This is a genomic window from Halomonas sp. YLGW01 (genome assembly GCF_014840935.1).
In the GTDB taxonomy this organism is placed as follows: Bacteria; Pseudomonadota; Gammaproteobacteria; order Pseudomonadales; family Halomonadaceae; genus Onishia.
Genome location: NZ_CP062005.1, coordinates 3,068,488 through 3,093,256, shown reverse-complemented (window position 1 = coordinate 3,093,256; position 24,769 = coordinate 3,068,488). Strand labels below are relative to the sequence as shown.

The following is a 24,769-nucleotide window of genomic DNA, read 5'->3' as shown; positions in this document are numbered from 1 at the left end:
CATGACATCACCGCAGTCCCCCGAATCCCATCGCTCGGCGATCCCGCGCCATCTGGCGATCATCATGGATGGCAACAATCGCTGGGCCAAGGCCCATGGCCTGTCCGGGGTGCGCGGCCATCGTGCGGGTGTCGAGTCGGTGCGCGCGGTGATCCGCCGTGCCGCCGAGCGAGGCGTCGAGGTGCTGACCCTGTTCGCCTTCTCCAGCGAAAACTGGAAGCGCCCGCCGGCCGAGGTCAACGCCTTGATGGAGCTGTTCCTGATCGCCCTCAAGCGGGAGGTCAAGAAGCTCCACGAGCATGATATCCGGCTGTCTATCATCGGCGAGCGGGAGGGTTTCTCGACCTCCATCCAGAAGCATATCGCCCGCGCCGAGGCGCTGACCGAGGGCAATCGCGGCATGCACCTGGTGATCGCCGCCAACTATGGAGGCCGCTGGGACATCGCCCAGGCGGCGCGTCGCCTGGCGACGCGAGTGGCCGACGGCGACCTCGCCGCCGAGCAGGTCGACGAGGCGGCGCTGGGCCGTGAGGTGTGTCTGGCCGATGCCCCGGCGGTGGACCTGTGCATTCGCACCAGCGGTGAGCAGCGCATCTCCAACTTCCTGCTTTGGCAGCTGGCCTATGCCGAGCTGCACTTCTCGCCCCTGTTGTGGCCCGACTTCGGTGCCGAGGCCCTCGACGAGGCCTTCGCCGACTTCGCGCGTCGCCAGCGCCGCTTCGGCATGACCCACGAGCAAGTCGAGGCCCAAGGTGCTTAAGCAACGAATCCTCACCGCCGTCTGTCTGCTGCCGCTGGCCCTCGCCGGGCTCTTCCTGCTCGAGGGGGGGGGCTTTGCCCTCTTTACCGGCGTCGTGGTGCTGCTCGCCGCCTGGGAGTGGACCAATCTTGCCGCCCTGTCTCGCCTCAGTGCGCGCCTGGCCTGCACGGCCGCCCTGGGACTCGCCATGGTGCTCTTGTGGCTCGGCGGCGGCGATCGGGCAGAGGGACTCTTGTGGCTCGGCGCGGCCGCCTGGCTGGCTAACCTCTACTGGGTCACGCACTACCCGGCGCGTCAGGCTCAGTGGGCGACGCCGGCGCGGCGCCTGGCCATGGGCCTGCTGGTGCTGCTGCCCTGCTGGGTGGGCTTCAACAGCCTGCGCGCCAGCGGCGCCGAATGGCTGCTGTTCGTGCTGCTGCTGGTGTGGCTCGCCGACACCGGCGCCTACTTCGCGGGGCGTGCCTTCGGACGGCGCAAGCTGGCCCCCGCCGTCAGCCCGGGCAAGAGCTGGGAAGGTGTGGTCGGCGGCGTGGTCGCCACCCTGGCGCTGGCCCTTGGCTATGCCGCCTGGCTGTCGCTTGGCCTTAGCGAGACCCTCTGCCTGCTGGTCGCCACCGGGGTGGTGACTCTGGTCTCGGTGCTGGGGGATCTGGTCGAGAGCATGTTGAAGCGCACCCGTGGCATCAAGGACTCCGGCGTGCTGCTGCCCGGTCATGGCGGTGTGCTGGATCGCATCGATAGCCTGACCGCGGCGATTCCGGTCTTCGCGTTGCTGCGGGTGTGGCTATGAGCCTCGCCTCTGCAGAGCCGGTCACAGCCGGTCGTCCTCAGCGGGTCACCGTGCTGGGGGCGACCGGTTCCATCGGCACCAGCACCCTGGACGTGATCGCCCGCCATCCCGAGCGCTATCGGGTGCATGCGCTGACTGCACAGCGCTCCAAGGAAGCCCTGCTGGCCCTGTGCCGGACGCATCGGCCGGCACAGGCGGTGATCGGCACCGAGGCGGATGCTGCCTGGCTGCGTGAGCGGCTGGCCGAAGCGGGCGTGGCCACCGAGGTGCGCGCCGGCGAGGCGGCCCTGGTCGAGGTCGCCAGCGCCGCCGAGGTCGAGGTGGTGATGGCAGCCATCGTCGGGGCCGCCGGCCTGGTGCCGACGCTTGCGGCCGTGCGCGCCGGCAAGCGGGTGCTGCTGGCCAACAAGGAAGCCTTGGTGATGAGCGGCGGGCTGTTCATGGACGCCGTGGCCCGTCATGATGCCGTGCTATTGCCGATCGATTCCGAACATAATGCCATCTATCAGTGTCTACCTCCCGAGCATCGCGGTGGCCTGGAGGGCATCGGCGTCAACCAGCTGCTGCTGACCGCCTCCGGCGGGCCCTTCCTCGGCTGGTCGAGGGACGCACTGGCCGAGGTGACCCCGGATCAGGCCTGTGCGCATCCCAACTGGTCGATGGGACGCAAGATCTCGGTGGACAGCGCGACCCTGATGAACAAGGGGCTCGAGCTGATCGAGGCCTGCTGGCTGTTCGATGCCGGACCCGAGCAGATTCAGGTGGTGGTGCATCCGCAGAGCGTGATCCATTCGATGGCGGCCTATCGGGATGGTTCGGTGCTCGCCCAGCTCGGCAACCCGGACATGCGTACGCCGATCGCCTACGGGCTGTCCTGGCCGGAGCGCATCGAGGCCGGGGTCGCGCCCCTGGACCTGTTTCAGGTATCAAGGCTCGACTTTCAGGCACCGGATGAGGCGGCTTTTCCCTGCCTGCGGCTGGCCCGTGAGGCGATGGCCGCCGGGGGCAGTGCGCCGGCGCTGCTCAATGCCGCCAACGAGGTGGCGGTGGAGGCCTTTCTCGCCGGGCGGTTGTCCTTCCCGGGGATCGCGGAGCTCAACGAGGCCGTGCTGTCGGCCTGTCCGCCGTCGGCAGCCGACGAGCTGGAGGGCATCCTCGCCGAGGATGCCCGGGGTCGTCGGGCGGCGCGTCATCACCTGGAACGCTATGGCCGGGAGTAAGCTTGCATGGACGTGATACAGAATGTGCTGGCGGTGATCGTGGTCCTCGGGCTGCTGGTCACCTTTCACGAGTTTGGTCACTTCTGGGTCGCCCGTCGTTGCGGCATCAAGGTGCTGCGCTTCTCGGTGGGCTTCGGCAAGCCGCTGTGGTCGCGAGTCGATCGTCACGGGACCGAGTTTGCCGTGGCCGCCATCCCGCTGGGCGGCTACGTCAAGATGCTCGACGAGCGCGAGGGGCCGGTCGATCCGGATGAGCGCCACCTGGCCTTCAACCGCAAGTCGGTGTGGGCGCGCATCGCCGTGGTCGTCGCCGGCCCGCTGGCCAACTTCTTGCTGGCGATCGTTGCCTACTGGCTGCTGTTCGTGGTCGGCATCACCACCGTGGCTCCGGTGGTCGGCGAGGTGGCGCCGGACTCCGCAGCCGCCCGCGGCGGGCTGACCTCGGGACAGGAGATCGTGGCCGTCCAGGGAGAGCCGGTACGCTCCTGGGACGATATCAACCTCAAGCTGATCGCCGCGATCGGCGAGAGCGGTGCGATCAGCCTGACCGCTCGGCCGGACGGAGCCACGGCGGCGCGGGAGTATCGCCTGCCCGTCGAGGACTGGCTGGTCGGCCAGGATCCGCCCCGCCCGCTGGCGACCCTCGGCTTCACCCCCTGGCGACCGGCCATGCCGGCGGTGCTCGGCCAGGTGTTGGAGGGGGAGGCCGCGGCCGACGCTGGCCTGCAGGTGGGCGATCGCATCCTGACCGTCGCCGGAGAGCCCATCGATGGCTGGATGGCCGTCGTCGAACGGGTGCGGGCCAGCCCCGGTATGCCCCTTTCGCTTGATATCGAGCGGGCCGGCACCCGCCAGACGCTGACTCTGACGCCGGGCACCCGCGCCGGCGAGGAAGGCGAGACCATCGGCTACATCGGGGCCGGTGTGGCCAGCGTCGACTGGCCGGCCGAGTATCAGCGCGAGATCCATTACGGCCCCCTCGAGGCGGTCGGGCAGTCGATCCACAAGACCGCCGAGATGTCGGTGTTGACCCTGGATGCCATGCGCAAGATGCTGGTCGGGCTTATATCGCCGTCGAACCTGTCGGGCCCGATCACGATTGCCCGTATCGCCGGCGAGACCGCCCGCACCGGCGTGGAAAGCTTCATCGGTTTCCTGGCCTACCTGTCGATCAGCCTGGGCATCCTTAACCTGCTGCCGATCCCGGTGCTCGACGGCGGCCACCTGGTCTATTACCTCATCGAGGCGGTGCGGGGGCGCCCCGTCTCCGAACAGGCACAGGCGGTGGGCTTCAGGATCGGCCTGGCGCTGGTAGGCAGCATGATGCTGATGGCGATGTACTTCGACCTGATGCGGCTCTGGTAGCCCGCCACTCCGGGGCGGCACCGGACGGGGGCGGCCTTGTCAGTGGGTCGAACAAATGTATAAGGTGCTCGTTTGACAAGCGGGCAGACCAACGCGAGCGAACCGACTGCATGAAACTCAAGATTCTAGGCGTTGCGGCGCTGTGGCTGTCTGGCGCCCCGGTGGCGCTGGCCGATGCGTTTACCGTTTCCGACATCCGCGTGGAAGGCCTCAAGCGGGTCTCCGCGGCGTCCGTCTTCAATGCCTTCCCGGTCAGTGCCCGCGATGCGGTCGACGAGCGCGAGCTGGCCGAGGCCGCCAAGGCGCTGTTCTCGACCGGCCTGTTCGAAGACGTGCGGCTGGCGCGTGAGGGCGATGTCCTGGTCGTGCAGGTCGACGAGCGCCCCTTCATCACCGATCTCGAGATCACCGGCAACTCCCAGATTTCCGAAGAAGAGCTGCGCCAGGGACTGCGGGAGGCGGGGCTGGCCGAGGGGCAGGCGTTGCAGCGCTCGACCCTCGACGAGATGCAGCGCGAGCTCGAGCAGCTCTATCACGGTCAGGGGCGCTACAGTGCCCGCATCGCCGCCGAGGTCGAGGAGATCGACTCAAGTCGGGTAAGGGTCAAGGTCGATATCGACGAGGGAGCGGTGGCCAAGATCCGCCAGATCAACGTGGTCGGTAACCAGGCCTTCGACGATGACACCCTGCGCAAGGTCTTCGAGCTCGAAGATCGGCCCAGCTGGTTCTTCGGCTGGTTCTCGAGCGACGAATATTCCCGCCAGCAGCTCTCCGGGGATCTTGAGCGCCTGCGTTCCTGGTACCTGGACCGGGGCTATGTCAATTTCGCCATCACCTCGACCCAGGTCTCGATCAGCCCCGACAAGTCGCGCATCTTCATCACCGTCAACGTCGAGGAGGGTGATCAGTACCGCCTGGGCGAGATCGATTTCGCCGGGGATATAAAGATTGCGCCCTCCGAGGCCCGCAAGCTGGTCGAGGCCACGCCGGGTGAAATCTTCTCGCGCAGCGACATCACCGCCTCCTCCGAGGCGCTGCGCGCCCGCCTCGGCGCCGAGGGCTATGCCTTCGCCAGCGTCGAGGGTGTGCCTGAGGTCAGCGCCGATGGCGAGCGGGTCGATGTCACCTTCCGGGTCCAGCCGGGCCGTCGTGCCTATGTGCGTCGCATCGACTTCGTCGGCAACACCACCACCATGGATGAGGTGCTGCGGCGTGAGATGATCCAGATGGAGGGCGCCCCGGCCTCCACCGAGCAGATCAGCCAGTCCCGTCAGAGCCTCGAGCAGCTGGGTTTCTTCAAGCAGGTCGATGTCGAGACCCGCCCGGTAGCCGGCGAACCCGATCAGCTGGACGTGACCTACAACGTCGAGGAGCAGCCCTCCGGCTCGATCTCCGCGAGCGTCGGTTTCTCCCAGAGCGATGGCGTCATCTATGGGGCCTCGCTGTCCCAGAACAACTTCCTGGGTACCGGTAACCGGGTCAGCGTCGGCGCCCAGAAGGGCGATACCTACACCAGCCTCAACTTCGGCTTCACCGATCCCTATTGGACCCTGGACGGCATCTCCCGAGGCTATAACCTTTACTACCGCGAGACGGACTACGACGACTCCGATATCTCGACCTACTCCACCGACGCCATGGGCGCCAGCATCAACTTCGGTTATCCGATCAACGAGTCTTCGCGGCTGAACTTCGGCGTCGGCGTCGAGGAATTGACGGTCGATACCTACGATGACACCCCCGCGGAGATCAATCAGTACGTCGCCGATCGGGGCGACAGCGCCCAGAGCCTCAAGCTGACCACCAGCTGGACCCGCGACAAGCTCAACCGCGGCATCATGCCCACCGCGGGCAACTACCAGCGAGTGTCGCTCGAGACCGCGGCGCCGGGCAGCGATGCCCTCTATTACAAGCTGCGCTATCGCGGCAAGCAGCTCTTCGCCCTCAACGACGCCTGGTCGCTGAAGTTCAGTACCAACCTGGGCTACGCCGATACCCCGGACGACGAGCCCTACCCGTTCTACGAGAACTTCCTGGCCGGTGGCCTGGGCTCGGTGCGGGGTTATAGCTCCAGCACGCTGGGTCAGCCCACTACGCCCCAGGGCGACGGGGATGACGACACCCTGGGCGGCAACGTGCTGGTCTCCGGCTCGGCGGAAGTGCTGTTCCCGATGCCCTTCGTCGAGGATCAGCGCAGCGTGCAGTCGTCGCTGTTCCTCGATGGCGGCAACACCTTCCTCACCGAGTGCTACGCCGTCTCCTCCGGCACCTCGAGCTGCGACGCGGGTGTTGACCTGGGCGATCTGCGTTACAGTGTGGGCCTTGGCCTGTCCTGGCTGACGCCGGTCGGGCCGCTGACCTTCAGCGTGGCCGAACCGCTCAATGACGAGGACGGCGACGACACCCAGTTCTTCCAGTTCTCGCTGGGCCAGACCTTCTAGGCCCGCCAACGGATGCCAGACCACCGATCTCGAGGAGTATGACACGATGCGCAAGTTGACCGGAGCCCTGTGCCTCGGCCTGTTCACGGCCCTCAGTGCGCCTGCCCTGGCCGCGGATGTCGCCGTGCTGGACTGGCGCCAGGCCCTGCTGGAAAGCGATGATGCCCAGCAGTCGATGAGCGAGCTCGAGTCGCGGATCGGCAGCCAGCAGCAGGAGGCCGAGGCCCTGGGCCAGGAAGTCCAGCAGCTGCAGCAGCGCCTGCAGCGCGACGGGGCGACCATGTCCGAGTCGCAGCGCCAGGCGGCGGTGCAGGAACTCCAGGAAAAAGGCAGTCGCTTCCAGCAGCTGCGTCGCCAGGTGGTGCAGGCCCGCCAGCAGTCCGAGCAGCAGTTCATGCAGCAGGCGCAGCCGCGCCTGGAAAACGCCGTGGATCAGATCATCGAGCGCCACGACATCGAGGTGCTGGTGGATCGCAATGGCGTCATCCACGCCGATGGCGATCTCCTAGACGTGACCGACGAGGTCACCGAGCTGCTCAATTCGTCCAACTGAGGCCGGCGGCACGCCCAGGCGTGCCGTCCGCGATGACCCGCGTCCATGACTATCGCTTCCTACCCTACCTATACCCTCGATGAGCTCGCCGAGCGCCTGGGCGCTCGCCTCATCGGTGATGGCCGGCGCACCGTCAGTGGCCTGGCGACCCTTACCGATGCCGGCCCCGAGGAACTGACCTTCCTCGCCAACCGCGCCTATCTCAAGTATCTGCCCGAGACCCGTGCCGCGGCGGTGTTGCTGCACCCCGACCATGTCGAGGAAAGCCCCACTACCTGTCTCGTCCTGGACAATCCCTACCTGGGCTATGCCGAGCTCTCGCGGCTGTTCGATCCGCTGGCCGCGCGGCATCGGCCGGGCGTGCATGCCTCGGCGGTGGTCGCCGAGAGTGCGCGGCTCGGCGCCAATGTCGAGGTCGGTCCTCAGGCGGTGATCGAGGACGGCGTGGTGGTCGGCGATGATGTGGTCATCGGTCCCGGCAGCGTGGTGGGCGCCGACAGCGTGATCGGCGCCGGATCGCGGCTGCATGCCCAAGTCAGCGTCTGTCATGGCGTGGTGCTGGGCGAACGGGTAGTGCTCAACAGCCACTGCGTGATCGGCGGCGATGGCTTCGGCTTCGCCCACGATGGCAGCCGCTGGCACAAGATCGCCCAGCTCGGCGGCGTGGTCCTCGGTGACGATGTCGAGGTCGGCAGCTGCACCAGCATCGACCGCGGCGCCCTCGGCGACACCGTGATCGGCAACGACGTCAAGATCGACAGCCAGGTGCAGATCGCTCACAACGTGCAGGTCGGCGACCATACCGCCTTGGCGGGCTGCGTGGGCATCGCCGGCTCCACCAAGGTGGGGCGTCACTGCATGCTCGGTGGCGGGGTCGGCCTCTCCGGTCACCTGACCCTCTGCGATGGGGTGCAGGTCACCGGCATGAGCCTGGTCACCAACTCGATTCACGAGCCAGGCGTCTATTCCTCCGGGACCGGTTCCATGCGCAATGCCCTGTGGCGCAAGAACGCGGTACGCTTCAAGCAGCTCGATGCCCTCGTCAAGCGGGTTAACCGCCTGGAAAAGGGGCAGATCGAGCGTTGAGTCGCCCGGGACGGGCGCTATAATCCGCCCAAGCCGAACATGGAGGCGGCCCTGCCGCCACAGCATGCTCGCCCGAGGGCGAGCATTTCGTCATTTCAGAGGTCGCATCGATGGTAATGGACATCAACGAGATCCGTGAGTATCTCCCCCACCGCTACCCCTTCCTGTTGGTCGACCGGGTCATGGAGCTCGAGCACGGTGCCCGCATCGTCGCCAACAAGAACGTCAGCATCAATGAGCCGTTCTTCAATGGACACTTCCCCCATCATCCGATCATGCCGGGGGTGCTGGTGATCGAGGCGTTGGCTCAGGCCTGCGGGATTCTCGGTTTCAAGACCGTTAACAAGCTGCCGGCCGATGGTTATGTCTATTACCTGGTGGGCAGTGATAACGTGCGCTTCAAGCGCCCGGTGATGCCCGGTGACCAGCTGCGCCTCGAGGCCAACGTGATCCGCGAGAAGCGCGGCATCTGGAAGTTCCAGTGTGTCGCCAGCGTCGACGGCGAAGTGGCCTGCGAGGCCGAGATCATCTGTGCCGAGAGGAAGGTCGCTTGATACATCCCACTGCTATCGTTGATCCCCAGGCGCGCCTCGCCGATGACGTCGAGGTAGGCCCGTTCAGCGTGATCGGCCCCGACGTCGAGATCGGCGCCGGCAGCCGGATCGGCCCGCATGTGGTGATCAAGGGCCCGACGGTGCTCGGCGCGCGCACCCGCATCTTCCAGTTCGCGTCGGTCGGCGAGGATTGCCAGGACAAGAAGTACGCCGGCGAGCCGACGCGCCTTGTGATGGGCGACGACAACGTCATCCGCGAGGGCGTGACCCTGCATCGCGGCACTGTGCAGGACCGTGGCGAGACCACCATCGGCAGCCGCAACCTCTTCATGGCCTATGTGCATGTCGGGCACGACTGCGTGGTTGGCAACGACTGCATCCTGGCCAACCAGGTCACCCTGGCCGGCCATGTCACTCTGGGCGATGCCGCCATCATCGGCGGACTGTCGGCGATCCACCAGTTCTGCCATTTCGGTACCCAGGCCATGGCCGGCGGCGGGTCCATCATCACCAAGGACACCCCCGCATTCGTGATGATCAACGGCAACCCGGCGCAGCCTCACGGGCTCAACCTGGTGGGGCTCAAGCGGCGCGGCTTCTCCCGCGAGGCCATCAAGGCGCTCACCGAGTCCTACAAGAAGGTCTATCGCCAGGGCCTGACCGTCGAGCAGGCGCTGGCGGAGATCGAGGCCGAGTTCTCGCTGCCCGAGACCCAGACCTTCATCGACTCGATCCGCGTCTCCACCCGCGGCATCCTGCGCTAGGCCATGCCGGACGCCTCTCGCGAGTCACGCCCGGTGCGGGTCTATCTGGTCGCCGGCGAGCTGTCCGGCGACATTCTGGGCGCCGGCCTGATGCAGGCCCTGCGTGCGCGTCTCGGCGAGGTCGAGTTCCGCGGCATCGGCGGTCCGCGCATGCTCGCCCAGGGCATCGATAGCCGCTACCCGCTGGAGACCCTGTCGGTGATGGGGCTGGTCGAGGTGGTCAAGCACCTGCCCGAGCTGATCCGGGTGCGTCGGGCCCTCAGGCGCGATGCCCTGGACTGGCAGCCGGACATCATGATCGGCATCGATGCCCCGGACTTCACCCTGGGCCTCGAGCGCCAGCTGCGCGAGGCGGGCCTGACCACCGCCCATTACGTCAGTCCCTCCGTGTGGGCCTGGCGCCAGGGTCGGGTGAAGGGCATCGCCAGGTCGGTGGATGCCATCCTGACCTTCCTGCCCTTCGAGGCCGCCTTCTACCAGCGCCATGAGGTGCCGGTGGCCTTCGTCGGTCATCCGCTGGCCGACGAGCTGCCGCTTCACAACGACCGCGCCGGCACTCGCCGGGCCTTGGGTCTTGTTGATGTCCCCGAGGTGCTGGCCCTGCTGCCAGGCTCGCGAGCCAACGAGATCCGCTTTCTGGGCGCGACCTTCATCGATGCCGCCGAGCGGCTGTGCCAGGCGCGTCCCGGGCTTCAGATCGTCATTCCCGCGGCGACCCCGGCTCGGCGCACCGAGCTCGAGGCCCTGCTGGTCGACTACCCGGCGCTCAAGGGGCGCGTCACCCTGCTCGATGGCCAGGCTCGGGAGGCGATGGTGGCCGCGGATGCCGTGTTGCTGGCCTCTGGCACCGCGGCGCTGGAGGCCATGCTCTGCCACCGGCCGATGCTGGTGGCCTACAAGATGGCGCCGGCCACCCACTGGCTCGCCAAGCGCCTGGTCAAGACCGAGTGGATCTCGCTGCCCAACCTGATCGCCCGCGAGGCGCTGGTGCCGGAGCTGATCCAGGAGGCCGCCAGCCCCGAGGCGATCGCCGGGGAGCTTGCCGGCATGCTCGACGATGCAGAGGGCCGAGCGGCGCTGGAGACGCGCTTCGCGGCCATGCATGAGGGGTTGCAGCGTGGTGCCAGCGCGCGCGCTGCCGCGGCCGTCGAGGCGCTGATCGCGGGCCAGGCGCTGCCGGCAAGCGTGATGCCCGAGGCCGCGGGGGCGGCCCGTCCCGGCGCAAACAGTCTCGGTGCGAACAATCCCGATGTTTCGGCGGCCAGCGACCAGGTAACCAGCAACCTGCACCACGGCGACGAGCCATCCCGTTCGGGAAAGACGCCATGAGTGCCAAGTCCCTGCCTCCGTTGCACATCGACTATCAGGGCGAGCGGCTGGCCGGTGTCGACGAGGTCGGCCGCGGCCCCTTGATCGGCGCGGTGGTTGCGGCGGCGGTCATCCTCGATCCCGCCCGGCCGATCGAGGGCCTGAACGACTCCAAGACGCTGACGGCTCGGCGCCGCGAAGCCCTGGACGCCGAGATTCGCGAGCGGGCCCTTGCGTTCTGCGTGGCCGAGGCCTCGCCGCTGGAAGTCGATCGCCTCAACATCTACCATGCCACCCATCTGGCGATGCGCCGGGCCATCGATGGCCTGGCACCGGCGGCAGAATACCTGCTGGTGGACGGCAACCGCCTGCCGGGGCATCCGCTGCCTGGCCAGGCCGTGGTCAAGGGCGATGCCCGCCATCCGGCGATCGCCGCCGCCTCGATCCTGGCCAAGGTGGCCAGGGACGCCCAGATGCTGGCCCTGGATGCCCGGCATCCCGATTACGGCTTCGCCCGCCACAAGGGCTATCCGACCAAGGAACACCTGGCGGCGCTTTCGCGCCTGGGGCCACTGGCGGAGCATCGACGCTCCTTCGCCCCGGTCAAGAAGCAGCTGGACCTGCTCTAGCCGCCGGGGATGGCCCTTCGCCCTCGGCGCACCGGGCCGTTCGCCGGACCGCCGGACCGTTGCCCCCGACACTGCCCGTCGACGCCGCACTCGACATCGCACCTGACCCAGCCAAGCCACGAGTACGCCATGACCCCTTCCTTCGTTCACCTTCGCGTGCATACCGAGTATTCCCTCGTCGACGGCCTGGTGCGCCTCAAGCCGCTGGTCAAGCAGACGGCGCAGGCGGGCATGCCGGCTCTGGCGATGACCGACGAGGCCAACCTGTTCGGCCTGGTGAAGGGCTATCGGGCCGCCCAGGGGGCCGGACTCAAGCCGATCATCGGCGCCGACCTGTGGCTCCATAACCCTCACGATGAGGCCCACCCCTACCGGCTGACCCTGCTGGCCATGGACAGCGACGGCTACCGCAACCTCACCGAGTTGATCTCGAAGGGGTGGATGGAAGGGCAGCGCCAGGGGCGGGCGATCCTCGACAAGGCCTGGATATTTGCGCAGAGCGAGGGGCTGATCGCGCTCTCCGGCGGTCGCGACGGCGAGATCGGCCGGCATCTGCTCAGCGAGCATGGCGCGACGGCCCGTACCCTGCTCGAGGAGTGGAATCGTCACTTCCCGGGGCGCTTCTATCTCGAGCTGAACCGCACCTCACGGCCCTTCGAGGAGGAGTGCCTGCACCTGTCGGTGGCGCTGGCCGCCGAGACCCATACCCCGGTGGTCGCCACCAACGATGTGCGTTTCCTGTCCCGCGATGACTTCTGGGCCCACGAGACGCGAGTCGCCATCGGTGAGGGCAAGGCGCTGGACGATCCGCGCCGCGAGCGCCGCTACAGCGAGGAGCAGTACCTGAAGACGCCCGAGGAGATGGCCGAGCTGTTCGCGGACATCCCCGAGGCGCTCGAGAACAGCGTGATGATCGCCGCGCGCTGCAACGTGGATGTGCGCCTGGGCGAGATATTCCTGCCCGAGTTCGAGATCCCCGAGGGCATGACCCAGGACGAGTTCTTCCGCCAGGTCTCCCACGACGGCCTCACCGAGCGCCTGGATTTCCTCTACCCGGCCGAGCGCTACCCCCGGGACGGCCAGGAGTACGCCGAGATCGACGCCCGCTACCGCGAGCGTCTCGACTTCGAGCTCAACATCATCCTGCAGATGGGCTTCCCCGGGTACTTCCTGATCGTCATGGACTTCATCCAGTGGGCCAAGGATAACGACGTCCCGGTGGGGCCGGGACGCGGCTCTGGTGCCGGCTCGCTGGTGGCGTACGCCCAGAAGATCACCGATCTCGACCCCATCCAGTATGACCTGCTGTTCGAGCGCTTCCTCAATCCCGAGCGTGTCTCGATGCCCGACTTCGACGTCGACTTCTGCATGGAGAAGCGCGACCGGGTGATCGACTACGTGGCCGAGCGCTACGGCCGCGATGCCGTCTCCCAGATCGTCACCTTCGGCACCATGGCCGCCAAGGCGGTGGTGCGCGACGTGGCCCGCGCCCAGGGCAAGCCCTATTCGCTGGGTGACAAGCTCTCCAAGCTGATTCCCTTCGAGGTCGGCATGACCCTCGAGAAGGCGCATGAGCAGGAGGAGCCGCTGCGCGAGTACCTCGAGGCCGACGAGGAGGCCGCCGAGATCTGGGAGATGGCTCAGCGGCTCGAGGGCATCACCCGCGGCACCGGCAAGCATGCCGGCGGCGTGGTGATCGCGCCGACCAAGCTCACCGACTTCTCGCCGCTGCTCTGCGACGAGGAGGGCAACGGCCTGGTAGTGCAGTTCGACAAGAACGACATCGAGGAGGCCGGGCTGGTCAAGTTCGACTTCCTGGGCCTGCGCACCCTGACCATCATCGACTGGGCGCTGGAGATGGTCGACAAGGTACGCGCGGTCGAGGGCCAGGGGCCGCTGGATATCGACACCATCCCGCTGGATGACGTGCCGACCTTCGATATGCTCAAGAAGGCCGAGACCACCGCGGTCTTCCAGCTCGAGTCCCGGGGCATGAAGGAACTGATCAAGCGCCTGCTGCCGGATTCGCTGGAGGACATGATCGCCCTGGTGGCGCTGTTCCGTCCGGGTCCGCTGCAGTCCGGCATGGTCGATGACTTCATCAACCGCAAGCATGGCCGGGCGGAGATCTCCTACCCGCACCCGGACTATCAGCACGAGCTGTTGAAGCCGGTGCTGGCGCCCACCTATGGCATCATCCTCTACCAGGAACAGGTGATGCAGATCGCCCAGGTGATGGCCGGCTATTCCCTGGGCCAGGCCGACATGCTGCGCCGCGCCATGGGCAAGAAGAAGCCCGAGGAGATGGCCAAGCAGCGCGCGGGCTTCATGGAGGGCTGTGCGGCCAACGGCATCGACAAGGATCTCGCCGGCAACATCTTCGACCTGGTGGAGAAGTTCGCCGGTTACGGCTTCAACAAGTCGCACTCGGCGGCCTATGCGCTGGTCTCCTACCAGACCGCCTGGCTCAAGGCGCATTACCCGGGGCCCTTCATGGCCGCGGTGATGTCCACCGAGATGGACAACCTGGACAAGGTGGTGCCGCTGATCGAGGAGTGTCGTCATCAGGGGCTGACCGTGACCCCGCCGGACGTCAACGTCGGGGGCTACAAGTTCACCGTCGATGCCGAGGGCCGGGTGGTCTATGGCCTCGGTGCGATCCGCGGCGTCGGCGAGGGCCCGATCGGCGCCATCGTCGAGGCCCGCGACGAGGGCGGCGCCTTCAGTGACCTGTTCGACTTCTGCCGCCGGGTCGACCCCAAGCGCATGAACAAGCGCACCCTCGAGGCGCTGATCCGCTCCGGGGCGCTCGACAACCTGGGTGCGGCTCGCGCGGTGCTCACCGCCTCCATGGAGGCGGCGCTCAAGGCCGCCTCCCAGAACCTGGCCAACCAGAATCAGGGCATGATGGACATGTTCGGCGAGGCCTTCAGCGGGCCGGACACGGGCGATGTCTATGCCGACTACAGCGCCGTGCGTGACTGGAGCGACAAGGAGCGCCTGGCCGGCGAGAAGGACACCCTGGGGCTCTATCTCACCGGGCACCCGATCGACGAGTACGAGCAGGAGCTTTCGCGCTTCGTCTCGACCCGCATCAGCGAGCTCCGCCCGTCCCGGGAACCCCAGCGGGTGGCCGGCCTGGTGGTGGCGATGCGTACCATGAAGTCCAAGCGCGGCGATACCATGGCCTTCGTGACCCTGGATGACCGCACCGGGCGCATCGAGGCGTCCCTGTTCGGCGAGCTGTACGAGCGCCTGCGTGGGCGGCTGGAGGCCGATCAGGTGATGATCGTCGAGGGCGAGGTCTCCAGCGACGACTACTCCGGCGGCCTGCGTCTGCGCGGCAAGGACGTCACGCCGATGGTCGAGGCTCGCGCCCGCTTCGGTCAGGCCGTGGAGCTCGCCGTCGACGGCGCGGCGGCCAACGGACGACTGATCGACAGCCTGCGGGAGAGCCTCTCGCCCTATCGCGACGCCGATGGCCTGCCGGTGCGTCTCAAGTACCGCAATGCCGAGGCCACGGGCTGGCTGGAGCTCGCCGAGGAGTGGAAGGTGTCGCCCTCCGACGAGCTGATGATCGCCCTGCGCGAGGTGCAGGGCCAGGACGGTGTGCGCCTCAAGTACCGGCGCTAGGCCGCTCGTGAGGGCGCGTGAGGCGCCCTCTCGGGGCTGGCGTATCCCGACCGGGCAGGCCGGCTCGGGAGGCGCCTTGCGCCGGACGGACAAGCTGCGATAATGAGCGGCTATATTTCCAATCGTTCCTTTTTCATGTTTCCCGCGACAGCCGTGGCCTCCAGGCTGCCCCGATTGCTAACAAGCTGAGCCTATGAACCCCAATTATCTGGATTTCGAACAGCCCATTGCCGAGTTGCAGGCGAAGATCGAGGAACTGCGGCTGGTCGGCAACGACAGCAAGATCAACATCAGCGAAGAGGTGGCCAAGCTCCAGGAGAAGAGCACCAAGCTCACCGAGTCGATCTTCAAGGACCTCTCCGCCTGGCAGGTGTCGCAGCTCTCGCGTCATCCGCAGCGCCCCTACACCCTCGACTATCTCGAGCACGTCTTCACCGACTTCGACGAGCTGCACGGCGATCGTCATTTCGCCGACGACGCGGCACTGGTCGGCGGCGTGGCGCGACTCGACGACAAGCCGGTGATGGTCATCGGCCATCAGAAGGGCCGTGACGTCAAGGAGAAGGTGCGCCGCAACTTCGGCATGCCGCGCCCCGAGGGCTATCGCAAGGCGTGCCGCCTGATGGAGATGGCCGAGCGCTTCAAGATGCCGGTGTTGACCTTCATCGACACCCCCGGTGCCTACCCGGGCATCGACGCCGAGGAGCGCGGCCAGTCCGAGGCCATCGCCTACAACCTCGCCGTGATGTCACGGCTCAAGACGCCGATCATCTCCACCGTGGTGGGCGAGGGCGGCTCCGGCGGCGCGCTGGCCATCGGCGTCTGCGACGAGCTGCAGATGCTGCAGTACTCCACCTACTCGGTGATCTCGCCGGAGGGCTGTGCCTCGATCCTGTGGAAGAGCGCCGAGCGCGCCTCGGACGCCGCCCATGCCATGGGGATCACCGCCGAGCGTCTGCAGGAGCTCGGGTTCGTCGATACCCTGATCAAGGAGCCCCTGGGCGGCGCCCACCGTCACCCTGTGACGACCTCTGAGCGCATCAAGACCTCGCTGCTCGAGAGCCTCGACCGTCTGCAGGGCATGGACACCGATGCACTGCTCGAGCGCCGCTATGAGCGTCTGATGAGCTACGGCGCCCCGGTGTGAGTCCGTGATGCGCGAGGAAAGCTCGCTGCAGCCGATGATCGACGACGCCCTGGCGGAGACCCCGCCGGGGCGTCGCGTTTGGGTGGCCCTCTCCGGCGGGCTCGACTCCAGCCTGCTGCTGACCCTGGCCGCCCGCGCGGTTCATCGTCATCCCCGTTCGCTGTATGCCCTGCATGTCGATCATGGCCTGCAGGAGGCGTCATGTGAGTTCGTGCGCCACTGCCACCGGCTCTGCGACCGCCTCGGCGTGCCCCTCTTCATCGAGCGTGTGTGCGTCGATATGACGACTGGCCGGGGGCTCGAGGCCGCCGCCCGCGAGGCCCGCTATGACGCCTTCGCCGCCCGGCTGGATGCCGGCGATACCCTGTGGCTCGCCCAGCACCGCCGTGACCAGGCCGAAACCTGGCTGCTGGCCGCCCTGCGTGGCAGCGGGGTGCGGGGGCTGGCGGCGATGCCAGCGGTGCGCGAGTGGGCTGGCCTTTGCCTGGTCCGCCCCCTGCGGGACCTGCCCCGGGCGCGTCTTGAGCGCGCCGCCGAGGCATTGGGGCTTTGCTGGGTCGAGGACCCGAGCAACGCGGATGAGGCGCTGGATCGCAACTTCCTGCGTCGGCGGGTGCTGCCGCTGCTCGAGTCCCGCTGGCCCCGGGTCGAGGCGAGCCTTGGGCGCAGCGCGACGCTCGCCGGCGAGGCGGATGCGCTCCTCGATGAGCTGGCGGGACAGGATCTGAGGGCCTGCGGCGGCGAGCCCGGCCGGTTGTCGCTGCCGGCGCTGTGCGCACTCAGCGCGCCGCGTCGGCGTCTGCTGATTCGCTACGCCTGCCAGTGCCTTGGAGTGCCCACTCCGCCGGCGGCGCGCCTGGCCACCCTCGATGAGCAGCTAAATGCCCGTCGCGATGCTCAGGTGCAGGTGGCCTGGCCCGGCGGCGAGGCCCGCTGCTGGCGCGAGGCGCTCTACCTGCAGTGCCCCGTGCCCGGCCTGCCCGCGGGCTGGCAGGTCGAGTGGGACGGTCGTTCGGCACTGGACACGCCGCAGGGGCGACTGAAGGTGCGTCTCGACGGCGGGCCTTGTCGGGAAGAGGGCGGCTATCGGCTGCGCCCCCGCCAGGGCGGCGAGACTCTGCGCTTGGCCGGCCGGGGGCGGCGGGATCTCAAGCGGCTTTTGCAGGAAGCAGGCCTGCCGCCCTGGCGGCGCCAGGCGCTGCTGGTGGTGTGGGACGGCGAAGCCGTGGCGGCGGTGCTGGACCCGGGACGGGCGGGGGTGCTGATCGCGGCCGAGGGCTACTCGGCCGGCAGGGCGTCACCCCGGGACTGAACCGCTAGCGTGCCGAGGCGGCGAGGCTTTCCTGGGGCTCGATGGCAAGCGAGAATCCCGCGGCGCGTTGATACTCCTGCTCCTGCTCCAGGTCATTGATCAGCAGCGCCTGGTCGGCGAGCTCGGCGCCCAGCGACAGCGACAGCCGGTCGCCGTCCGCCGAGAGGCGAAAGCCCGTCGGTGGGTGCTCGGGGCGGGAGTGGTTGAGGATCACCGCCAGCCGCAGCAGGCGGGCCAGACGCCCAAGCGTAGGTCGCACCGAGGCGGGCAGGGCATCGAGCTCCTTGAGTGGAAACTTGCGCCGATGGGCGCGTACCAGGAAGGCCAGCGCCTGCTGTTCGGGGCGTGACAGGCCGGCAAGATCGGAGTGCGCCAGCAGGTAGGCCCCGTGGCGGTGAAACTGGCTGTGGGAGATGGCAAGCCCGATCTCGTGGAGCTGGGCGGCCCAGTCGAGGAACTGGGCGTTGCCGGCGTTCAGCGGCCAGGCGTGGGCGACCTGAGCCAGGCACTGCCGGGCGCTGGAGGCCACCTGGTCGGCCTGACGGGGATCGATCTGGTAGCGCCGGCGTAGCCCCTCGAGGGTCTGCAGTCGCGAGTCTTCGGCGGTATTGCGCCCGATCATGTCATAGAGCACACCCTCGCGCAGGGCGCCGTCGGAGTAGCGCATCTGCTCGAGGCCGAAGGCCTCGAAGACCGCCGAGAGCACGGCGATGCCGGCGGGGAAGACGCTGGCGCGATCCTCCTTGAGCCCGTCCATGACCACCTTGTCGAGGCGCTTCATCTTGATCAGTCGCTTGCGCAGAGCGGCCAGGCCCTTGCGATCGATGATGCCCTCCGGGCCCTGGCCGGTGGCGGCCAGCACCGCGGCGGCGGCCTTGATGGTGCCGCTGGAGCCCACCGGGTCGGCCCAGCCGAGCTCCTCGAAGGGGCGGCGAATGTTGGCAAGCTCCGATAAGGCGGCGAGTTCTGCGCGGCGAAAGCGTTTCTCGGTGATCTCGCCGTCGGCGAAGAAGCGCTGAGTGAAGGTCACGCAGCCCATCTCGAGGCTCTCAAGCGCCAGGGGCTCGAAGTGTTCGCCGATGATGAACTCCGTGGAACCGCCGCCGATATCGACGATCAGGCGCCGGCCGTGGACCTCGGCCAGGGCGTGGGCCGCTCCCAGGTAGATCAGGCGCGCTTCCTCGCGCCCGGCGATGATCTCGATCTCGTGGCCGAGCAGGGCCTCGGCGCGCTCGATCAGCACCTGGCTGTTGGTGGCCGCGCGCAGCGCGTTGGTGCCCACCACCCGCAGCTGGGCGGTCGGCGTCTCCTCGAGGAAGGGCGCGAAGCGCGCCAGGCAATCCAGGGCCCGCTGCATGGCGTCCTCGGTCAGGGCGCCCTCGTCATCGAGGCCGGCGCCCAGCTGGACCTTTTCGCCGAGCTTGGCGACGACCTGCAACTGACCGTCGACCTGGTTGGCGACCAGCAGGTGAAAGCTGTTGGAGCCCAGATCGATGGCCGCCAGGCGTTGCGGCGTCGGCGCCACGTCCGGCGTCTCGCCGAAGGCCGAATGGTTGCTCATGATAGATCCCCTGATGTCCGCTGGGATCAAAGGTTGCGATTAGCACCCTGGGTTGTCAATTGCCGATGCTGCGGGGAATGGCGCCAGGGGCTTGCGTTTGCCGATGCGCTTGACTACCATCGAGACGTTCGCCTGTTCCGAATACTTCCCGACTGCTTCACGGTGACCGCTAAACGGCATCTCACGCCGCGGTCAAACTCCAAGTCGTCAGTCAGCCCGCTGATTCCTCGCGATGACGCTTCGCCATCATGATTAGCTATTCAGGCGACACGAATACGGCTACATGAACAGCGCTTCCCTCTAGTTCGATATCGTCCATGGCTTCCCCGTAAGCAGCGGTCGGCTGATCATATCTCGAGAGTGGATGTTCCAGGGCTCTGAACGCACCACGCGGCGCATCGTCACCGCCTCCTGTCGTTTTCCGGCTTCGTTGCCACGCTGACACGAGCTATTTCTGATCAAACCGATGAATCTTACCGAACTCAAGCAAAAGACCGTGCCGGAACTGCTGGATATCGCCCGGGAAATGGGCATCGATAATCTGGCTCGTTCGCGCAAGCAGGACATCATCTTCGCCATCCTGAAGAAGCACGCCAAGAGCGGCGAGGACATTTACGGCGATGGTGTACTGGAGATTCTCCAGGATGGCTTCGGCTTTCTGCGCAGCGCTGACTCTTCCTATCTCGCCGGTCCCGATGACATCTACGTCTCGCCGTCCCAGATCCGTCGTTTCAACCTGCGCAAGGGCGACTCGATTGCCGGCAAGATTCGTCCACCCAAGGAAGGTGAGCGCTACTTCGCCCTGTTGAAGGTCAGCGAGATCAACTTCGATCGGCCGGAGAACGCCAAGCACAAGATCCTGTTCGAGAACCTGACCCCGCTGTTCCCCCAGGAGCGCATGGTGATGGAGATCGGCAACGGTTCCACCGAGGATCTGACGTCGCGCATCATCGACCTGACGGCGCCCATCGGCAAGGGCCAGCGCGGCCTGATCGTCTCGCCCCCCAAGGCGGGCAAGACGCTGATGCTGCAGAATATCGCCACCTCGATCACCCGCAATAATCCCGAGTGTCACCTGATCGTGCTGCTGATCGATGAGCGCCCGGAAGAAGTGACCGAGATGTCGCGCACCGTGCGCGGCGAGGTGGTGGCCTCGACCTTCGATGAGCCGCCGGCCCGCCACGTCCAGGTCGCCGAGATGGTGATCGAGAAGGCCAAGCGTCTGGTCGAGCACAAGAAGGACGTGGTGATCCTGCTCGACTCCATCACCCGTCTGGCCCGCGCCTACAACACCGTAGTGCCGAGCTCCGGCAAGGTGCTGACCGGTGGTGTCGACGCCCATGCCCTCGAGAAGCCCAAGCGCTTCTTCGGCGCGGCGCGCAACATCGAGGAAGGCGGCAGCCTGACCATTCTCGCCACGGCGCTGGTCGATACCGGCTCCAAGATGGACGAGGTGATCTTCGAGGAGTTCAAGGGTACCGGCAACATGGAGGCCCACCTCGACCGCAAGCTGGCCGAGAAGCGCGTCTACCCGGCGATGAACATCCGCCGCTCGGGCACCCGCCGCGAGGACCTGATCGCCTCCGAGGACGAGATGCAGCGCATGTGGATCCTGCGCAAGCTGCTCAACCCGATGGATGACGTGGCCGCGACCGAGTTCCTGATCGATCGCCTGAAGGACACCAAGACTAACCTGGAGTTCTTCGAGGCCATGAAGCGGCGCTGATGCTGGTCGCTGAGCCCGGCGTGAGTCGGGCATGATCCGTTAATGAGTCCAAGGGGCGGCATGCTATGCTGCCCCTTTTGTCGTTTTGGGAGCGCAAAAACCGCATGAAGTATAAGGACTTGCGTGAGTTCATCGCCGCCCTGGAGGCGCAGGGTGAGCTTGAGCGGGTGACCGCCGAGGTGGATCCCTACCTCGAGATCACCGAGATCTGTGATCGCACCCTCAAGGCCGGCGGCCCGGCGCTCCTGTTCGAGAACGTCAAGGGCCATGACATGCCGCTGCTCGGCAACCTGTTCGGTACACCCCGGCGCGTGGCGCTGGGCATGGGCCAGGAGTCGGTGAGCGCCCTGCGCGAGGTGGGCAAGCTGCTGGCCTTCCTCAAGGAGCCCGATCCGCCCAAGGGCTTTCGTGACGCCTGGGAGAAGCTGCCCATCTTCAAGCAGGTGATGAGCATGGGGCCCAAGGTGCTCCGCAAGGCGCCGGTTCAGGAGGTGGTGCTCGAAGGCGAGGCGGTGGATCTCGATCGCATTCCCATCCAGCACTGCTGGCCCGGCGACGCCGCGCCGCTGGTCACCTGGGCGCTGGTGGTCACCAAGGGGCCCCACAAGGCGCGCCAGAACCTCGGCATCTATCGCCAGCAGAAGCTGGGCAAGAACCGCCTGATCATGCGCTGGCTCTCCCATCGCGGTGGGGCGCTGGATTTCAAGGAATGGCAGGATGCTCATCCCGGAGAGCCCTTCCCGGTCGCCGTGGCGCTGGGGGCCGACCCGGCCACCATCCTCGGTGCGGTGACCCCGGTGCCGGACAGCCTCTCCGAGTACGCCTTCGCCGGCCTGCTGCGGGGCTCGCGCACCGAGCTGGTCAAGTGCGGCCATGCTGATCTCGATGTGCCGGCCAGTGCCGAAATCATTCTCGAGGGCTTCATCTACCCCGACGACATGGCCCCCGAGGGACCCTACGGCGATCACACCGGCTACTACAACGAGGTCGAGCATTTCCCGGTCTTCACCGTTGAGCGCATCACCCATCGCCGCGATCCCATCTACCACTCGACCTATACCGGCAGGCCGCCCGACGAGCCGGCCATCCTCGGCCTTGCCCTCAACGAGGTCTTCGTGCCGATCCTGCGCAAGCAGTTTCCCGAGATCGTCGACTTCTACCTGCCGCCGGAGGGCTGCTCCTACCGCATGGCGGTGGTGACGATGAAGAAGCAGTACCCGGGCCATGCCAAGCGCGTGATGATGGGCGTGTGGAGCTTCCTGCGCCAGTTCATGTATACCAAGTTCGTGGTGGTGCTCGACGACGACATCGATGCCCGCAACTGGGAAGACGTGATCTGGGCCATCACCACCCGCATGGACCCGGCGCGTGATACGGTGATGGTCGAGAACACGCCCATCGACTACCTGGACTTTGCCTCGCCCACCGCCGGGCTCGGTTCCAAGATGGGCCTGGACGCCACCAACAAGTGGCCGGGCGAGACCGATCGCGAGTGGGGCGAGCCGATCGTCATGGACGCGGCCGTCAAGGCCCGGGTCGACGAGCGCTGGGCCGAACTCGGCATCACCCTGCCGGCGGGCCCCGCCCCACGCTCCTGACGACGTCCATGCTCCTGACTTACGCTCCTGACCACGAGAGGCGCTTATGACCGCAAGGACCCTGACCTGCCAAGTGACGGCGGTGGAGGATCTCAATCCCGATGTCTTCCGGGTGCGCCTGGAGGGGCGCCCCGAGGCCATGGCGCATGCCCCTGGCCAGTACCTGGAGCTCGAGCTGGATGACGACACCTGGGTGCCGTTCTCGATCGCCAATGCCCATGCCGATGACGGCACCCTCGAGTTGCATATCCAGCATTGGCCCGAGCGTTCCAATTCGGCGCGTCTTCGGGAGCTCATGCAGCACGCCGCCCATCTGACCCTGCGCCTGCCGGGCGGTGACTGTGTGCTCGACGCGAACAGCGCCCGGCCGCTGACCCTGATCGCCGCGGGCACCGGCTTCGCCCAGATGAAGGCGATCGTCGAGGCGGCACTGGCGAGCCATGCCGAGCGTCCCATCGCGCTGTGGTGGGCGGTGCGCGAGCGCCGCGACTTCTACCTGGAGAGCCTGGCCCGGGAATGGGCGGCCAACCAGCCGGCCGTCACCTTCCATGCGGTCACCGAGCAGCCGATCGAGGCCGAGGACGAGAGCGATCTCGAGGCGCCCGACGTGAAGCTACATCAGGGCCGCATCGACGAGGTGATCGCCCGCGACCTGGCCTCGGTGGCCGGCCACGATGTCTACCTGTCGGGCTCGCCGGGCATGGTCTATGCCTGCGTCGATGCCCTGGCCCCCCGTGGCCTGGACCCCGCACGGGTGTTCTCGGATGTCTTCGCCTATGCGCCCCGCGAACCGCTGGTACCCGCGTCGGCCGCCGCCCAGGCGGAGAGCGACGCATGAGCGGCGCGCCGATCCTGATCACCGGTGGCGCTCAGCGGCTGGGGCGGCACTGTGCCGAGCGCCTGGTCGACGATGGCCATCCGGTGATCATCAGCTATCGGCGCGAGCGCCCCGAGCTCGAGGCTCTGCGCGAAAAGGGCATCGTCACCCTGGCCGCGGACTTCGGAAGCGAAGCCGGTATCCTCGACTTCATCGCCCGGCTCAAGGCGACCACGCCTGCGCTGCGGGCCATCGTCCACAACGCCAGCGACTGGGCGCCGGACAGTCTTGGCGACGATGCCGGCGCCAACTTCGAGCGCCTGTTCCGGGTGCACATGCAGGCACCCTACCTGATCAACCTGCATGCCCGGGGCCTGCTCGAGGCCGGCGACGAGCCGCTGGCCGACATCGTGCACATGACCGACTATGTGGCGACCAAGGGCTCGAAGAAGCACGCCGCCTATGCGGCCACCAAGGCCGGGCTCGACAACCTGACGCTATCGTTCGCCGCCATGTATGCGCCGCGCATCCAGGTCAATGGCATCGCCCCGGCGATGATCATGCTCAACGAGGGCGATGACGAGGCCTACGCCGAGAAGGCTCGCGCCAAGTCGGCGATGCAGATGATCCCCGGGCCGGGGGTGATCTACGAGAGCCTGCGCTACCTGCTCGACAACCGCTTCGTCACCGGCGTGATCCTGCCGGTCGATGGGGGCCGGCACCTGCGCTAGACTCTGGCTATCGGCCGACGCCCCATCCTGGAGGTCTTCCCCATGGCAGAGCATGATCCCCACTTCAACGACGAGTCGGGCCTTCTGGCCCTGTTCCTTGGTCTCGCCGTGCTGGTCGGTATGGCCGGGCTACCGGCGACCATCGGCTGGGTCCAGTACTTCGGCTGACCCCAGGGCCGCGCCGCCGGGGGTGGCAGTCAACAGCGCGGGAAGACCGGACCGCCCACCGACGGGCTTGCCAAGCCCGTCAGGGTGTGTAGGATGAAGGCAGGCGTCTTGCCCACATTTTTTTCAGACAGCCTGATCGACATCGGAATCTCATGCGCTCACTCGTCTCTGCCTTCCCCACCGCTGATCTCGCCCTCGCCGGCGAGGATCTGTGCGTGGGTGAGACGCGAGGCCTGGACGGCGTCGAGACCGGTGGCTGGCCCCGGTTCTGGAGCTATTGGTTTAGCGCCGGCGTGCCGGTGGCGCGGTCACACTGACCCGTGCCACGAGGTACGCCCCACCCAGGGTTGCCTCCGATGTCTTGAAACCCCCGGTCGGCAACCCGATCGGGGGTTTTTAGTATCTGATTGTCTGTCACTCATACATCGGGCCTCTAGCCCGCAAGGAAGACACGCGATGTTCGACCGCCACGCCGCTTTTGCCATGACCCTATCGCCCCGCTACCCGAACGCGTATGGCTATTGGCGATTTAGCGACGCCCGGTCGGCACAAGTCGCCACCTCCGGCCGGCATGCTCTCGGTGGCCGCACGACTCGACGTCAATCG

At 67.1% G+C, this 24,769-nt stretch carries 21 protein-coding genes; 20 read left to right on the top strand and 1 reads right to left on the bottom strand.

All coding sequences use genetic code 11. The annotated features are described in order from the left end of the window. The first annotated feature begins 1 nt into the window (after window position 1). The 14 genes from uppS (at window position 2) to tilS (ending at window position 17,562) form a co-directional block, all read left to right on the top strand. Complete coding sequence (gene uppS, locus IEJ03_RS14145) at window positions 2-760, top strand: polyprenyl diphosphate synthase (protein ID WP_192035449.1); 759 nt, start codon at window positions 2-4, stop codon at window positions 758-760. Then, window positions 753-1,550, top strand: coding sequence for a phosphatidate cytidylyltransferase (locus IEJ03_RS14140; RefSeq protein WP_192035448.1), 798 nt, complete (start codon window positions 753-755; stop codon window positions 1,548-1,550). The genes uppS and IEJ03_RS14140 overlap by 8 nt, the downstream gene beginning before the upstream one ends. Further along, complete coding sequence (gene ispC / locus IEJ03_RS14135; protein ID WP_192035447.1) at window positions 1,547-2,770, top strand: 1-deoxy-D-xylulose-5-phosphate reductoisomerase; 1,224 nt, start codon at window positions 1,547-1,549, stop codon at window positions 2,768-2,770. The genes IEJ03_RS14140 and ispC overlap by 4 nt, the downstream gene beginning before the upstream one ends. Window positions 2,771-2,776: 6 nt before the next feature. Then, window positions 2,777-4,135, top strand: a complete 1,359-nt coding sequence (rseP, locus tag IEJ03_RS14130; RefSeq protein ID WP_192035446.1) for a sigma E protease regulator RseP — start codon at window positions 2,777-2,779, stop codon at window positions 4,133-4,135. 110 nt (window positions 4,136-4,245) lie between these two features. Next, window positions 4,246-6,576, top strand: coding sequence for an outer membrane protein assembly factor BamA (gene bamA, locus IEJ03_RS14125; protein ID WP_192035445.1), 2,331 nt, complete (start codon window positions 4,246-4,248; stop codon window positions 6,574-6,576). 46 nt (window positions 6,577-6,622) lie between these two features. Then, window positions 6,623-7,129: an OmpH family outer membrane protein gene (locus IEJ03_RS14120; protein ID WP_192035444.1), complete on the top strand. Its 507-nt coding sequence runs from the start codon at window positions 6,623-6,625 to the stop codon at window positions 7,127-7,129. Window positions 7,130-7,174: 45 nt separating this feature from the next. Then, on the top strand, window positions 7,175-8,215 hold the full coding sequence (gene lpxD, locus IEJ03_RS14115) for a UDP-3-O-(3-hydroxymyristoyl)glucosamine N-acyltransferase (protein WP_192035443.1): 1,041 nt from the start codon (window positions 7,175-7,177) through the stop codon (window positions 8,213-8,215). Window positions 8,216-8,325: 110 nt separating this feature from the next. Continuing rightward, the gene (fabZ, locus tag IEJ03_RS14110; protein WP_192035442.1) at window positions 8,326-8,769 is read left to right on the top strand and encodes a 3-hydroxyacyl-ACP dehydratase FabZ; all 444 of its coding nucleotides are present in this window, start codon (window positions 8,326-8,328) and stop codon (window positions 8,767-8,769) included. Next, entirely contained in the window at window positions 8,766-9,533 is a 768-nt protein-coding gene (lpxA, locus tag IEJ03_RS14105; protein WP_192035441.1) for an acyl-ACP--UDP-N-acetylglucosamine O-acyltransferase, read from the top strand. The genes fabZ and lpxA overlap by 4 nt, the downstream gene beginning before the upstream one ends. Window positions 9,534-9,536: 3 nt before the next feature. Further along, window positions 9,537-10,862 (top strand): lipid-A-disaccharide synthase, encoded by a 1,326-nt coding sequence (gene lpxB / locus IEJ03_RS14100; protein ID WP_192035440.1) that lies wholly within the window; start codon window positions 9,537-9,539, stop codon window positions 10,860-10,862. Then, complete coding sequence (rnhB, locus tag IEJ03_RS14095; RefSeq protein ID WP_192035439.1) at window positions 10,859-11,470, top strand: ribonuclease HII; 612 nt, start codon at window positions 10,859-10,861, stop codon at window positions 11,468-11,470. The genes lpxB and rnhB overlap by 4 nt, the downstream gene beginning before the upstream one ends. A 129-nt stretch (window positions 11,471-11,599) precedes the next feature. Beyond that, entirely contained in the window at window positions 11,600-15,103 is a 3,504-nt protein-coding gene (gene dnaE, locus IEJ03_RS14090; protein ID WP_192035438.1) for a DNA polymerase III subunit alpha, read from the top strand. Window positions 15,104-15,296: 193 nt separating this feature from the next. Further along, a complete protein-coding gene (gene accA, locus IEJ03_RS14085) occupies window positions 15,297-16,250 on the top strand; it encodes an acetyl-CoA carboxylase carboxyl transferase subunit alpha (protein WP_192035437.1) in 954 nt (317 codons plus the stop codon). 7 nt (window positions 16,251-16,257) lie between these two features. Further along, window positions 16,258-17,562, top strand: coding sequence for a tRNA lysidine(34) synthetase TilS (tilS, locus tag IEJ03_RS14080; protein WP_192035436.1), 1,305 nt, complete (start codon window positions 16,258-16,260; stop codon window positions 17,560-17,562). Window positions 17,563-17,566: 4 nt separating this feature from the next. Here the strand turns inward: tilS and ppx are convergent, their stop codons facing one another. After that, entirely contained in the window at window positions 17,567-19,123 is a 1,557-nt protein-coding gene (gene ppx / locus IEJ03_RS14075; protein ID WP_192035435.1) for an exopolyphosphatase, read from the bottom strand. A 466-nt stretch (window positions 19,124-19,589) separates the two neighbouring features. Between ppx and rho the strand changes: the two genes are divergently transcribed. The 6 genes from rho to IEJ03_RS14050 all read left to right on the top strand — a co-directional run bounded on the left by rho (window position 19,590) and on the right by IEJ03_RS14050 (window position 24,480). After that, on the top strand, window positions 19,590-20,849 hold the full coding sequence (rho, locus tag IEJ03_RS14070; protein ID WP_192035434.1) for a transcription termination factor Rho: 1,260 nt from the start codon (window positions 19,590-19,592) through the stop codon (window positions 20,847-20,849). Window positions 20,850-20,953: 104 nt separating this feature from the next. Continuing rightward, window positions 20,954-22,447, top strand: coding sequence for a 4-hydroxy-3-polyprenylbenzoate decarboxylase (ubiD, locus tag IEJ03_RS14065; protein ID WP_192035433.1), 1,494 nt, complete (start codon window positions 20,954-20,956; stop codon window positions 22,445-22,447). A gap of 46 nt (window positions 22,448-22,493) precedes the next feature. After that, complete coding sequence (locus IEJ03_RS14060; protein WP_192035432.1) at window positions 22,494-23,285, top strand: NAD(P)H-flavin reductase; 792 nt, start codon at window positions 22,494-22,496, stop codon at window positions 23,283-23,285. Beyond that, window positions 23,282-23,995, top strand: a complete 714-nt coding sequence (gene folM / locus IEJ03_RS14055; RefSeq protein ID WP_192035431.1) for a dihydromonapterin reductase — start codon at window positions 23,282-23,284, stop codon at window positions 23,993-23,995. The genes IEJ03_RS14060 and folM overlap by 4 nt, the downstream gene beginning before the upstream one ends. A gap of 42 nt (window positions 23,996-24,037) precedes the next feature. Next, the gene (locus tag IEJ03_RS15975; RefSeq protein ID WP_277950330.1) at window positions 24,038-24,163 is read left to right on the top strand and encodes a hypothetical protein; all 126 of its coding nucleotides are present in this window, start codon (window positions 24,038-24,040) and stop codon (window positions 24,161-24,163) included. 152 nt (window positions 24,164-24,315) lie between these two features. Beyond that, window positions 24,316-24,480 carry a hypothetical protein gene (locus IEJ03_RS14050; protein ID WP_192035430.1) on the top strand — a complete coding sequence of 55 codons (165 nt, stop codon included), beginning with the start codon at window positions 24,316-24,318 and terminating at the stop codon, window positions 24,478-24,480. Window positions 24,481-24,769 lie beyond the last annotated feature (289 nt).

What these genes read in the sequence shown, in the direction of transcription:
- uppS (WP_192035449.1), top strand. Translation starts at nt 2, where the DNA reads ATGACATCACCGCAGTCCCCCGAATCCCATCGCTCGGCGATCCCGCGC.
- ispC (WP_192035447.1), top strand. Translation starts at nt 1,547, where the DNA reads ATGAGCCTCGCCTCTGCAGAGCCGGTCACAGCCGGTCGTCCTCAGCGG.
- rseP (WP_192035446.1), top strand. Translation starts at nt 2,777, where the DNA reads ATGGACGTGATACAGAATGTGCTGGCGGTGATCGTGGTCCTCGGGCTG.
- bamA (WP_192035445.1), top strand. Translation starts at nt 4,246, where the DNA reads ATGAAACTCAAGATTCTAGGCGTTGCGGCGCTGTGGCTGTCTGGCGCC.
- IEJ03_RS14120 (WP_192035444.1), top strand. Translation starts at nt 6,623, where the DNA reads ATGCGCAAGTTGACCGGAGCCCTGTGCCTCGGCCTGTTCACGGCCCTC.
- lpxD (WP_192035443.1), top strand. Translation starts at nt 7,175, where the DNA reads ATGACTATCGCTTCCTACCCTACCTATACCCTCGATGAGCTCGCCGAG.
- fabZ (WP_192035442.1), top strand. Translation starts at nt 8,326, where the DNA reads ATGGTAATGGACATCAACGAGATCCGTGAGTATCTCCCCCACCGCTAC.
- lpxB (WP_192035440.1), top strand. Translation starts at nt 9,537, where the DNA reads ATGCCGGACGCCTCTCGCGAGTCACGCCCGGTGCGGGTCTATCTGGTC.
- rnhB (WP_192035439.1), top strand. Translation starts at nt 10,859, where the DNA reads ATGAGTGCCAAGTCCCTGCCTCCGTTGCACATCGACTATCAGGGCGAG.
- dnaE (WP_192035438.1), top strand. Translation starts at nt 11,600, where the DNA reads ATGACCCCTTCCTTCGTTCACCTTCGCGTGCATACCGAGTATTCCCTC.
- accA (WP_192035437.1), top strand. Translation starts at nt 15,297, where the DNA reads ATGAACCCCAATTATCTGGATTTCGAACAGCCCATTGCCGAGTTGCAG.
- tilS (WP_192035436.1), top strand. Translation starts at nt 16,258, where the DNA reads ATGCGCGAGGAAAGCTCGCTGCAGCCGATGATCGACGACGCCCTGGCG.
- ppx (WP_192035435.1), bottom strand. Translation starts at nt 19,123, where the DNA reads ATGAGCAACCATTCGGCCTTCGGCGAGACGCCGGACGTGGCGCCGACG.
- rho (WP_192035434.1), top strand. Translation starts at nt 19,590, where the DNA reads ATGAATCTTACCGAACTCAAGCAAAAGACCGTGCCGGAACTGCTGGAT.
- ubiD (WP_192035433.1), top strand. Translation starts at nt 20,954, where the DNA reads ATGAAGTATAAGGACTTGCGTGAGTTCATCGCCGCCCTGGAGGCGCAG.
- IEJ03_RS14060 (WP_192035432.1), top strand. Translation starts at nt 22,494, where the DNA reads ATGACCGCAAGGACCCTGACCTGCCAAGTGACGGCGGTGGAGGATCTC.
- folM (WP_192035431.1), top strand. Translation starts at nt 23,282, where the DNA reads ATGAGCGGCGCGCCGATCCTGATCACCGGTGGCGCTCAGCGGCTGGGG.
- IEJ03_RS15975 (WP_277950330.1), top strand. Translation starts at nt 24,038, where the DNA reads ATGGCAGAGCATGATCCCCACTTCAACGACGAGTCGGGCCTTCTGGCC.
- IEJ03_RS14050 (WP_192035430.1), top strand. Translation starts at nt 24,316, where the DNA reads ATGCGCTCACTCGTCTCTGCCTTCCCCACCGCTGATCTCGCCCTCGCC.